This window comes from Planktosalinus lacus (assembly GCF_014640155.1).
Lineage (GTDB): Bacteria > Bacteroidota > Bacteroidia > Flavobacteriales > Flavobacteriaceae > Planktosalinus > Planktosalinus lacus.
On sequence record NZ_BMGK01000015.1, the window covers coordinates 1 to 12,086 of the forward strand.

Here is a 12,086-nt window from a genome sequence, read left to right on the forward strand (position 1 = left end):
ACCTCCATCAGCCTCGGGCGGATGGCGCTCTACCAACTGAGCTATTTTCGCATTCATCAATTCCCACGACTTTGTATTTCAAAGCTTTAGCAAAGAAGTAAAGCGGGAATCTCGTCAATATGTTTTTCAGAACTTTATATTATCATTACTAAACGCGACCTCCATCAGCCTCGGGCGGATGGTGCTCTACCAACTGAGCTATTTTCGCGAATATAATGTTAATGAACTTATACTATAGGAAAACCTAATTCTTATAGCGGTTGCAAATTTAAAACTTTTTTACCAATACCAAAGGCTTTTCAAAAAAAAGTAAAAGAAAATATAGCTTATTTTTTTAGACGTAGTTTATCTTTTCTTACCAGCATTCTTTTTATTTCATTTAACTTCATCAAAGCTTCTACAGGTGTTAAAGTATCTATGTCTAAATCAATGATTTCATCTCTTATTTCTTCCAGAAGCGGGTCATCCAGATTAAAAAAACTGAGTTGCAATTCTTCATTGCCCACTTGTTTGATTTTGTCTGATAATTCATCTGAGGAATGAGACTTTTCAAGTTTGACAAGCATTTTATTGGCACGTTGCAATACTTGTTTAGGCATTCCGGCCATTTTGGCTACGTGGATTCCAAAACTATGTGCGGAGCCTCCCGGACTCAATTTTCGAAGGAAAAGTACATTGTCTTTTAGTTCTTTTACCGAAACATTGTAATTCTTGATGCGATCAAAAGTTTCGGCCATTTCATTCAATTCATGATAGTGGGTAGCAAACAAGGTTTTTGGTCTTCCCGGGTGTTGATGTAAAAACTCACTGATAGCCCAGGCTATGGAAATACCGTCATAGGTGCTGGTACCACGACCAATTTCATCTAGCAAGACCAGGCTGCGCTCTGAAATATTGTTTAGAATACTGGCTGTTTCATTCATTTCTACCATAAAGGTCGATTCACCCATCGAGATGTTATCACTGGCTCCCACACGGGTAAAAATGCGGTCTACACAACCCATTCTCACCGCTCCTGCCGGAATAAAACTACCTATTTGAGCCAGTAAAACGATCAGTGCAGTTTGCCTTAGTATCGCCGATTTACCACTCATATTGGGCCCCGTAATCATAATTATTTGTTGCTCATTCCTATCGAGAAATACATCATTGGGAATAAAAGGTTCATCGGGAGGCAACTGCTTTTCAATTACCGGATGTCGACCTTCTTTAATATCAATTTCAAAAGAATCATCCAGTAAAGGGCGCGTATAGTTATTTTCTTTTGCATGTTGTGCAAACGAGCATAAGCAGTCTAAACGCCCAATGAGTATTGCATTTTGCTGCACTTGTTTTATATAGTCAGCAATCCAGGCAATCAACTTTGAAAAATATTCCTGCTCCAGTGCAAGTATTTTTTCTTCAGCCCCCAGAATCTTATTTTCATATTCTTTGAGCTCTTCTGTGATATAGCGCTCTGCATTTACAAGGGTTTGCTTTCTGATCCATCCTGCAGGCACTTTATCTTTATGGGTGTTGCGCACTTCGATGTAATACCCAAAAACATTGTTGGAAGCTATTTTCAATGAAGTGATTCCGGTGCGCTTTGTTTCGCGTTCCAACATTTCATCAAGATATTGCTTCCCCCCTTTAGAAATGGCCCTTAATTCATCCAGGTCTTCTGAATATCCGGGTGCTATGGTGTTCCCTTTTAAAATATTGACAGGCGCCTCTTCATTGAGGGTTTCTTTAATTTTTTCGCGTAAGCTGTCACAGGAATGTAATTGTTCCCCTAAAATTTTTAAAGCCTCATTCCCGGAATTTTCAGCCAGGCTTTTTATGGGTACAATGGCTTCCAGTGAATTTTTTAACTGAATGACTTCCCTGGGATTCACTTTGGCAGTAGCTACCTTTGAGATCAACCGCTCGAGATCACCAATGTGTTTGATGTGATGCTGCACTTTTTGTAACAACACCGGATTGTCTAACAGGAAACTCACCACTTCGTGACGCTCAATAATTTTCTCGGGGTTTTTTAGCGGAAGGGCCAACCAGCGTTTGAGCATCCTTCCTCCCATTGCCGAAATGGTTTTATCAATCACCTGCAGCAAGGTAACCGCGTTTTGGGCATTGGAAAAATACAATTCCAGATTGCGAATGGTAAAGCGGTCCATCCAAACGTAAGCATCTTCTGCGATGCGTTGCAAGCGGCTGATGTGATCCAGTTTTTGGTGTTGGGTTTCGCTTAAGTAATGCAGGACCACCCCCGATGCTATGATTCCGTTTTCAAGATGATCAACTCCAAAACCTTTCAATGTTTTGGTATTGAAATGCTTATTGAGGGTTTCAGAAGCATAATCGTCTTGAAAAACCCAGTCGTCGAGGTAAAACAAATGGAAGTCTTCACCAAAGGAGTCAAAAAAGAGTTTCTTTTGTTGTTTTTGAATCAGTAATTCACTGGGTTGAAAATTTTGAAGTAGTTTATCGATGTAATCTCTATCTCCTTCTGAAGTGAGAAATTCACCGGTAGAGACATCGAGAAAAGCTATACCGATAGCGTTTTTTCCAAAATGCAAAGCTGCCAGAAAATTATTGCTTTTTGATTGCAATATATCGTCATTGAGAGCTACTCCAGGCGTCACCAACTCTGTCACGCCCCGCTTCACAATCGTTTTAGTTTGCTTGGGGTCTTCCAATTGGTCACAAATTGCCACACGGCAACCTGCCTTCACAAGTTTTGGCAAATACGTATTTAAAGAATGGTGTGGAAAACCTGCCAGCTCGGTTTGATCGCCACCATTATTTCTGGCAGTGAGCGTAATGTTTAAAATTCCTGCTGCACGCACGGCATCTTCTCCAAAGGTTTCATAAAAATCCCCCACACGAAACAACAGTAAAGCATCGGGATACTTGGCCTTAATGGTATTGTATTGTTTCATTAAAGGGGTCTCTTTCTTTGCCATTTTTACATCTTTCTGTAACAAGCTAAGGTAAAAAATCGCATTGTGTTTTTAAAACAGCTCCCCATTTTTTATTGAGTTTTTATCAACAAAGATTCACTGACATGTCAAGTTGGTCTGAGGTATGATTTTTTTTTGTGAATTCATTAATAGACTTGTATTCCGTAATTATTTTAATTTGACGTTCTATTCTGTTTCCCTTGAAAATTAAACCCATCAAAACCATTTTCTGTTTATTTGCTTTGCTCATTACTACTCTGGTGAGTTCACAAGAGTTTATACTGAGCGGTAAAGTGACTCACCCTTTTGAAAAAGAGTTGGAAAACATTCATATATTCAACACTACTTCTGCAAAAGGCACACTAACTGATTCTTTTGGTGATTTTAAAATAATGGTTTCGATAGGTGATACTTTGCACATTTCATCATTGCAATACAAAACTGAAACCATAACAATTTCACTAGAAGAGTTTGTGTCTAAAGAGATTGAAATTGAGCTTCAGCAATTCACCAATGAACTGGATGAAGTGCTTATTAAAAATCATTATTTAACGGGAGATTTGAGCAGGGACTCTAAAATTATTCAAACAAAACCTGCAGTCACCCCTTTTTCGTTAGGAATTATTGATAAAGAAATCAGGGTTTTAACACAGTCAGAAAGAAGATTGAAAACAGCCTCTTATGGTGCCGGCCCCATGTCTTTGGATGGAATAATCAATGGCATCTCAGGCAGGACTAAAATGCTGAAAAATAGGGTGAAAGTTGAAAAAGACAATCAAAGAATAGAAACTATTCTTGAAAAGTTTCGTGAAAATTATATCATTGAAGAGTTGAAAATCGATAAAGACAAGGTATATGACTTTCTTTATTTTTGTGAAACTCACATTAATTTTAGTGAGATAGTCAAAAAAGATGCCATCAGTTTACTCCATTTTTTAAAACAACAAGCTGAAAGTTATCTTGAGCTTAAGAATGAAGACTAAGTAAAAGTATTTTGATTCCCAATCATTATATAATACCTTACTTTTGCATTTATGAGTAACAGAAAATTAAAAAACAGCGAACTCCCGCGCTTGAGCGAACAGGAGTTCAAAAAGGCAAAAAAAACGCCGCTCATTGTTGTATTGGACAATATCAGGAGTTTGAACAATATTGGATCGGTTTTTCGCACAGCAGATGCTTTTCTGGTTGAAAAAATCTATCTCTGCGGCATTACAGCACAACCACCACACAAAGACATTCATAAAACTGCTTTGGGTGCCACCGAAACCGTTTCATGGGAATATGTCGAAAACACGCTGGATGTCATTCAAAAACTAAAAGCTCAAAATGTAGAAATACTTGTAGTAGAACAAGCAGAACAAGCGGTAATGCTCAATAATTTTAATCCCACAATTGGAAAAACTTATGCGGTTGTTTTTGGCAACGAAGTAAAAGGCGTTTCACAAAAAGTAGTAGATGCTGCTCATCAGGTAATTGAAATTCCTCAGGTAGGCACCAAACATTCATTAAATATTGCGGTAAGTGCAGGTGTGGTGGTTTGGGACCTCTTTTCAAAAATGAAACAGTTTACTCAAGACTGATTTGTCTCAAAATCTCCAGATAATCGCTTCTGTTTTTCACAAAGTCCATCTCGGTGATGTCAATAATTTTTATTTGATTTTCTGTCTGTGACTTTATAAAATCCAGGTAACCTTTTTGAAGTGAATCCAGATATTCCGCCGAGATATTTTGCTCAAATTTTCGCCCGCGTTTTTGAATGTTCTCAATGAGTTTATCAGTTGATTGGAATAAAAAAACATACAACTCAGGACGCTTGATATCTTTATACATCAATTCAAAAAGTCTGCGGTACAATTTATATTCTTCTTCCTGCAGAGTCACTTTTGCAAAGATCAAAGATTTGTAAATATCATAATCGGCCACAATAAAATCTTTGAAGAGGTCCAGTTGTCCTAAATCATCGTGTACTTGTTGATACCGGTCTGCCAGAAAAGACATTTCCAAAGGGAATGCAAAGCGGCTTTTATCCTTATAAAATTTTGGCAGAAAAGGGTTATCAGCAAAACGTTCCAAAACCAATTTAGCATTAAAGTCGGTTGCAATGGTTTCTGCCAATGTGGTTTTTCCGGCTCCGATATTCCCTTCAATGGCTACATAATTAAATCTGGAAAGGTTGTTGTTTATGATGGGGTTTTTCAGCCATCGCTGTATTTTTTGCATTTTAGTGTCATCTTCACAGTCTTCCAATAATTGAACTGCATTTTTTTGCTGAACGGGGTCCATAAGTTTAGCTGCAATGTCAACAAGGGGTTGCAATACAAAACGTCTTTTGTGTATATGCGGATGGGGTAATTGCAAATTTTCAGAATCCAAAACCTCCTCATCATAGTAAAGTATGTCTAAATCTATACTACGTGATTGATAGCCTGACTCTTCATTTCTTAGTCTTCCCAGTTTGTTTTCAATAATCAACAGTTCTCGCAATACTTTTTTTGGTGAAAACCGGGTTTGGACTAAAATCACTGCATTTAAAAAATCATCGGCTTCAAAACCCCAGGAGGCTGTTTCATAAACAGGTGATATTTTAAGAATTGAACCAATATCTTCATAAATAAGATCGACAGCTCTTTGAAGATTTTGAAAAGTATCACCCACATTACTGCCCAGGGATATATATGTTTTGTGTTGATTCATTCTTTTTAAAAATCATTATTTTAGCCAAAAAGATGACTAAAAGTTGTTGACTATTGCCTGAAAATAGTTTCCTGTAGAATAGTTGCACAAATTAAGAAAAAGAAACTCAGTTCGCCTAAATTTGTTATTCACAAAAACAAAAACAATCAACATATGGATGATTCACGAGCTTTTCAATCGAACAAGTCTTTGCTCAATTGGATAAAGGGTTTCAGAATTTTAAGTCCCATTAAATGAATTTAAAAGAAAATGATTGGTGGAGAATAGAAAACTCTTTTATGTTCAATTAACAAATTTTAAACAGCTTTTGCTCTAAGTGGTTTTTTATTTGTAAATTTGCACCCTCAGAATAACTGCTAATATTTAGAGCCATCCGGCTTGATGATAATCTCTTATCAGTTTTACTAAAAATAAGGGTTTTGTATAAAATATAATTCCCATTCGAATTTTATAAAATATATTTATGTTAAAAGTAAAAGTACAAGACGGAGAAAATATTGAACGCGCCTTAAAGCGTATGAAGCACAAATTCAGAAACACTAAAGTGCTTCAAAAGTTGCGTGAAAACCAACAGTTTACCAAAAAATCTGTCAAAAGAAGAAAAGAGGTTCAAAAAGCTTCTTACATTCAAGGTTTGAGAGATCAGGAAAACATTTAAAAAAAACACTCTATGCACTCGTTTAAAATTTATAATAGCAATGTTAAACCCGATGCAGATGAGAAACAAGAGATTGTAGATTTTTTATTCAATCATCTTGGCCAATATGGTGACCCCAAAGAGCATATCTTAAGTTGTTTGGAATTTGCCACCATGGAAAATCCTGCTGCCTTTGGTGGGTTTGCGTTGGTGATTAAAGATAAAGATGAGATTCTCGGAATCACTATTGTCAATAAAACCGGTATGTCTGGATACATTCCAGAAAATATCTTGGTTTATATAGCTGTACATGAAAAAACGCGTGGCAAAGGAGTTGGCAAAGCTTTAATGGAAAAAGCCATCACTCTTGCAGACGGTGATATAGCGCTTCACGTTGAGCCTGACAATCCTGCTAAAAGACTTTACGAAAGACTTGGTTTTTCCAACAAATACCTGGAAATGAGACTCAAAAAATAGGTCATGCCATTTTTAGACATTCTTGTATTTGTTATTTACCTGATTCTGGTTCTTGGAATTGGGTTTTACTTCTATAGAAAAAACAAAAACACTAATGACTACTATGTGGGCGGCAGAAATATGGGCAGCCTGCATGTAGGCCTTTCTGTTGTTGCTACTGATGTGGGTGGTGGTTTTTCAATTGGATTGGGAGGCCTTGGTTTTGTGATGGGTCTTTCTGGCTCCTGGATGCTTTTTACTGGTTTAATAGGTGCCTGGCTAAGTGCCGTTTTGCTGATTCCTAAAGTAATTGAAAAAGGACATCGTCTCAAATTTTTAACTTTTCCCCAACTTTTAAAAGAAAATTATGGTGTTACCGTAGCATTGGTGGCCGGAATAATTTCCTTTATTGGCTATTTGGGTTTTACTTCCTCTCAACTCCTCGCCGGCGCAAAACTCGCTGTAGGCACTTTTCCGCAACTCGATTTATTGCACGCTTTATATATTATGGGTACCGTAGCCGTAGTCTACACTGTTTTTGGTGGTATTAAAGCCGTGATATACACTGATACCTTTCAATGGGCCATTTTGATGATTGGACTCATTTTTGTGGGAATCCCCATTGCCTACTTTAAACTGGGTGGGTGGGATGCAATACAAGCAGTATTACCGGCAGAATTTTTTTCACTCACCAACCTCAGCTGGGTACAATTTGCCAACTGGTTTATCACTATTGTCCCCATCTGGTTTGTGGGAATGACGCTTTATCAGCGTATCTATGCTTGTAAGGACGAGAAAACAGCTAAAAAAGCGTGGTACATCGCCGGGTTGTTTGAATGGCCGGTGATGGCATTTATGGGAATTGCCTTGGGGCTTCTAGCCCGTGTGGGTGCAGAACAAGGGCTTTTTATTGCAGATGGCTTTGCCGAAGTTGCGGCAATGGATCCTGAGATTGGGCTACCCTTATTATTAAAAAACATACTTCCTGCAGGCTTGATGGGCTTGATGATGGCTGCCTATTTTTCGGCTATCATGTCAACTGCAGATAGTTGTTTGCTGGCATCATCCGGTAATTTTGTTACAGATATTCTGGGATTAAAAGAAAACAACCCCAAAGCGATTATGATTTCGCAAATCATTACATTCATCATAGGATTCACAGCAGTATTGATTGCGAGTTATATGACCAGCGTACTCGATTTAATGTTGTTATCTTACGCATTTATGGTTTCAGGCCTGTTGGTTCCGGTGCTGGGAATGCTATGGTCAAAAAAGAAAAAACCTTTAGCGGCTTTATTGGCGATGCTTTTTGGTGGCTTTTCTACTCTACTCTTAACTTTTCTGGAAATTGAAATACCCTATGGATTTGACCCTATTCTTGCAGGCGTAATAATTTCCCTACTTTTGTATTTAACAGTAAAGAAATAGACCCACGGGTCGCAACACAAAAACTATGGCTTTTGTCACTTTAAGTAAATCATCTTTAAAACACAATTACCAATTTCTTCAAACGATGTTTAGAGAGAACAACATCGAATGGGCACCGGTTTTAAAAATGCTTTGCGGTAATGAAAAATACCTGGATTACATCCTCACACTGGGACCCGAACAGGTTTGTGATGCCCGTCTTGGGAACCTTAAAACCATTAAAAAGCTTGCACCTCATAAAGAAACGATTTACATCAAGCCACCGGCAAAAAAAATTATTCCAGACATCATCAGGTTTGCTGATGTGAGTTTTAATACAGAATACATCACGATTAAATGGCTTTCCAAAGAAGCTGTCAAACAAGACAAGATACACCGGGTGATTATTATGATTGAACTGGGTGATCTGCGTGAAGGTATTATGGGTGAAGACTTAATTGATTTTTATCAAAAGGTTTTTGAACTTCCCAACATTGAGGTGGTTGGTATTGGCTCTAACCTCAACTGCCTGAGTGGTGTAATGCCCAGTAAAGACAAACTCATTCAGTTGAGTTTGTATGAGCAGTTGATTGAAGCGAAATTTGGCAAGAAAATCATTGGTGTTTCAGGAGGTTCATCTGTAATGGTTCCTTTGTTGATGAAAGGATTGGTTCCCAAAGGTGTGAATCATTTTAGAATTGGTGAAACTTTATTTTTTGGAGTTGATCTTTTCGAAAACGAAACCATCGAGAACATGAAAGACGATGTGTTTTTGTTACATTCTGAAATCATAGAAATCACTGAAAAACCAGCTATCCCCTATGGTGAAATGGAAGCCAACCCATCCGGGGAAACCTTTGAAATTGATGAAAGTGAATTTGGCACCCTTCAAAAGCGTGCTATTTTGGATATTGGTTTACTAGACATCACTAAAATAGAATTCTTAAAAGCAGTAGACCCTGAGCTAAGCTTTATTGGCGCGAGTTCAGATATGCTGGTGCTGAATGTCACAGACACCCAAAAAGAATACAAGGTGGGTGATGTGGTTACCTTTAAGATGACTTATATGGGTGCACTGGGTGTTATGAACTCCAACTATATTGAAAAGCGGTTGATTGATTAGGTCACAGCTATCTCCACAACATAGCCCTCACTACTCCTCACATTAAACACCACATCATTTTCAAAGAGTAAATACTGTCCTTTTATGCCTTTTAACACTCCTTCAAATTGAGGTGTTTTTTCGAGATTGAGGGTTTTTAATTTTTTGGGATATTGAAGCACGGGAAAATGGATATTGGTTTCAGTATTTGATGCTATAAAATAATCTTTTGCTTCTTCGGGGATGAATTCTTTCAAAGAATCCCTGATTTCAACGAGATTCAGGTCGAGTACATCATTTTGGAGCATTTTACGCCAGTTTGTTTTATCTGAAACGTGTTCTTTCAGTGCAATTTCGGTAATACCGGCAAGGTAGCGGTTGGGCACTTCTACAATTTCAATGGCTTCGTGTGCTCCCTGGTCAATCCATCGGGTGGGAATTTGGCTTTTTCGGGTCACTCCCACTTTTACATTACTGGAGTTAGCCAGATACACAATATGTGGCTGTAACTGGACTCTTCTTTCATAATCCAGGTCACGGTCTTCTATATCGAGATGGGCTTTGCTTAACTCAGGTTTCATGATCCAGTCTCCGGCAGCGGGAATGCTGTAAAAACAATCATAACAAAACCCTTGCCTGAAGATTTTTTTATCTAAACCACAAGACAAACATTGATATCCTGCAAACTGAATTTTAATTTTTTTTCCCAACAACTGATTGACGTTAAGAAAGTCATTTTCAAAGACTAAGTAGTACTGAATGGGGTTGTTAAATTCCGTTTGCATTTTGGTTAAGACGCCGTGGTATTGCATTACAAAAAATTAAGTTTAAATTTACAAAGCAGTTTTCGCATTAAAGATACTTTTTTTATGCCAATCCCAATAGTAAATTCAATAGCTTCCTGGTTTTTGAAAAAGCGCTTTCATCAAATTGAGCTCTTTCTCAAATACCCCAATGAAGTTCAGTTGGAGTTGCTAAACAATCTCATTAAAACTGCTAAAAACACTGAAGTTGGACTTCAGTATGATTTTGCATCCATTTCTAATTACCAGACTTTTGCCGAGCGGGTTCCGGTGACCAACTATGAAAATATGGAACCTGATATTGAACGCTCCCGACTGGGAGAAAATAATATTTTTTGGCCCTCTCCCATTAAATGGTTTGCAAAATCAAGTGGAACAACGGCTGCAAAAAGTAAGTTTATACCGGTGAGTGAAGAATCATTGGAGGAATGTCATTATGCTGCGAGTAAGGATTTATTGTGTATGTACCTAAACAATAATCCCGACTCACAACTATTTGTTGGGAAAGGCCTTCGACTTGGTGGTAGTAAAGAACTTTATAAAGACAACGGCACGGTGTATGGGGATCTTTCGGCGATTTTAATAGCCAATATGCCGTTTTGGGCTGAATATAGTAGTACACCCAGCAATGAGATTTCACTAATGGCCGATTGGGAAACCAAAATGCAAGCCATTGTGAATGCTTCTATTCAAGAAAATGTGACCAGCCTGGCAGGTGTGCCTTCCTGGATGTTGGTTTTACTCAATCAGGTGTTGGAAACTACTGGTGAAGACCATTTATTTAATATTTGGCCCAACCTGGAGGTCTATTTTCATGGAGGTGTAAGTTTCAATCCGTATATAGAGCAGTATAACAAAATACTACCCAATGAACGCTTTCGATATTATGAAATTTATAATGCATCAGAAGGCTTCTTTGCAATTCAGGATCAGAACAGTGTTAAAGAGCTAATGCTGATGCTGGATTATGGAATTTTTTATGAATTCATTCCAATGGACGGGTATGGTAGCCCTTCAGAAAAAATTATTCCTTTGAGCGAGGTTGAACTTGAAAAAAATTATGCCATCATTATAACCACCAATGCCGGATTGTGGCGGTATAAAATTGGAGACACCATAAAGTTCACATCACTTTCACCCTATCGCATTAAAGTAACGGGAAGAACTAAGCATCACATCAATGTATTTGGAGAGGAGCTTATTATAGAAAATGCTGAAGAGGCGTTGAGAAAAGTAACCAAGGCCACAAACTCTGAAATTGTAGATTATACTGTCGCCCCTATTTTTATGTCCGGTAAAGAAAAGGGAGCCCATGAATGGATTATAGAATTTAAAACCCCACCACAAAGCATCGATGAATTTACAGTTGCATTAGACAAAGCCTTACAGGAAGTCAACAGTGATTATGAAGCCAAACGATTTAACAATACCACACTGAATTTACTCAAACTCAATTGTGCCCGTAAGAATCTATTTTATGATTGGTTAAAAGCTCAGGACAAACTTGGAGGCCAACACAAAGTGCCCCGATTGTCTAATTCCAGAAAATTTCTGGAGGAATTGATGAAATTAAACCGATAGAGCTCAAAATAGCATCGATAAAATACTCAATTTATAGACTAAAAACACTCCCTAACTTATTGATATTTCAATAAATACATTGAATACATCAAAATCTTGCATTTCATCGACTTTCTTGGAGGTTCAACTAAAAGTTTTGCTAGGAGAATTCTTACAACCTATGTTTGTGTCACCAAATAAGATACGCATAAGATGAAAAGATTAGGTTACATAATAGCAGTAGTTTTATTTACATCAAGTTTAGTTTCATGTGGTGTAACTAAAAACCACAAATTAGATAAAGGAGATGAAATCACTCTTTCTCTAAAAGAAAAAAAAGAAATAGTAAAGCAGCAAATTGTCAACAAACAACGCACTATGATTGCGACTCCATAAACGAATTTACATAACCCTAAGATAAAAAATTAGCCTTCAATTTCTTGAAGGCTTTTTTTATTGAACCATTATTAATATCTGAAAGGAGT

At 37.6% G+C, this 12,086-nt stretch carries 11 protein-coding genes; 8 read left to right on the forward strand and 3 right to left on the reverse strand.

Features of this window, described 5'->3' with window-relative positions; all coding sequences use genetic code 11:
* Positions 1-326: 326 nt before the first annotated feature.
* Positions 327-2,942, reverse strand: coding sequence for a DNA mismatch repair protein MutS (gene mutS, locus IEV69_RS13400; RefSeq protein ID WP_188443283.1), 2,616 nt, complete (start codon positions 2,940-2,942; stop codon positions 327-329).
* A gap of 197 nt (positions 2,943-3,139) precedes the next feature.
* On the opposite strand from mutS, the gene IEV69_RS13405 reads away from it, so the two are divergent.
* Positions 3,140-3,922 carry a carboxypeptidase-like regulatory domain-containing protein gene (locus tag IEV69_RS13405; RefSeq protein WP_188443284.1) on the forward strand — a complete coding sequence of 261 codons (783 nt, stop codon included), beginning with the start codon at positions 3,140-3,142 and terminating at the stop codon, positions 3,920-3,922.
* Between the two features lie 51 nt (positions 3,923-3,973).
* Positions 3,974-4,522 carry an RNA methyltransferase gene (locus IEV69_RS13410; RefSeq protein ID WP_188443285.1) on the forward strand — a complete coding sequence of 183 codons (549 nt, stop codon included), beginning with the start codon at positions 3,974-3,976 and terminating at the stop codon, positions 4,520-4,522.
* Here the strand turns inward: IEV69_RS13410 and folK are convergent.
* Positions 4,509-5,636, reverse strand: coding sequence for a 2-amino-4-hydroxy-6-hydroxymethyldihydropteridine diphosphokinase (folK, locus tag IEV69_RS13415; RefSeq protein WP_188443287.1), 1,128 nt, complete (start codon positions 5,634-5,636; stop codon positions 4,509-4,511). The two genes, IEV69_RS13410 and folK, sit on opposite strands and share 14 nt — an antisense overlap.
* A 463-nt stretch (positions 5,637-6,099) precedes the next feature.
* Between folK and rpsU the strand changes: the two genes are divergently transcribed.
* Genes rpsU through IEV69_RS13435 form a run of 4 tightly spaced genes read left to right on the forward strand, consistent with a single transcriptional unit; the run spans position 6,100 to position 9,259 of the window.
* Positions 6,100-6,294 carry a 30S ribosomal protein S21 gene (gene rpsU / locus IEV69_RS13420; RefSeq protein ID WP_188443289.1) on the forward strand — a complete coding sequence of 65 codons (195 nt, stop codon included), beginning with the start codon at positions 6,100-6,102 and terminating at the stop codon, positions 6,292-6,294.
* A gap of 12 nt (positions 6,295-6,306) precedes the next feature.
* On the forward strand, positions 6,307-6,750 hold the full coding sequence (locus tag IEV69_RS13425) for a GNAT family N-acetyltransferase (RefSeq protein WP_188443291.1): 444 nt from the start codon (positions 6,307-6,309) through the stop codon (positions 6,748-6,750).
* Between the two features lie 3 nt (positions 6,751-6,753).
* A complete protein-coding gene (locus tag IEV69_RS13430; RefSeq protein ID WP_188443293.1) occupies positions 6,754-8,157 on the forward strand; it encodes a sodium:solute symporter family protein in 1,404 nt (467 codons plus the stop codon).
* Between the two features lie 25 nt (positions 8,158-8,182).
* A complete protein-coding gene (locus IEV69_RS13435) occupies positions 8,183-9,259 on the forward strand; it encodes an alanine racemase (protein WP_188443295.1) in 1,077 nt (358 codons plus the stop codon).
* Here the strand turns inward: IEV69_RS13435 and IEV69_RS13440 are convergent.
* Positions 9,256-10,050: a DUF2797 domain-containing protein gene (locus IEV69_RS13440; protein WP_188443297.1), complete on the reverse strand. Its 795-nt coding sequence runs from the start codon at positions 10,048-10,050 to the stop codon at positions 9,256-9,258. The two genes, IEV69_RS13435 and IEV69_RS13440, sit on opposite strands and share 4 nt — an antisense overlap.
* A 57-nt stretch (positions 10,051-10,107) precedes the next feature.
* On the opposite strand from IEV69_RS13440, the gene IEV69_RS13445 reads away from it, so the two are divergent.
* Both IEV69_RS13445 and IEV69_RS13450 read left to right on the forward strand, forming a co-directional pair.
* Complete coding sequence (locus IEV69_RS13445; protein WP_188443299.1) at positions 10,108-11,622, forward strand: GH3 auxin-responsive promoter family protein; 1,515 nt, start codon at positions 10,108-10,110, stop codon at positions 11,620-11,622.
* A gap of 192 nt (positions 11,623-11,814) precedes the next feature.
* A complete protein-coding gene (locus tag IEV69_RS13450; protein WP_188443301.1) occupies positions 11,815-11,997 on the forward strand; it encodes a hypothetical protein in 183 nt (60 codons plus the stop codon).
* Positions 11,998-12,086 lie beyond the last annotated feature (89 nt).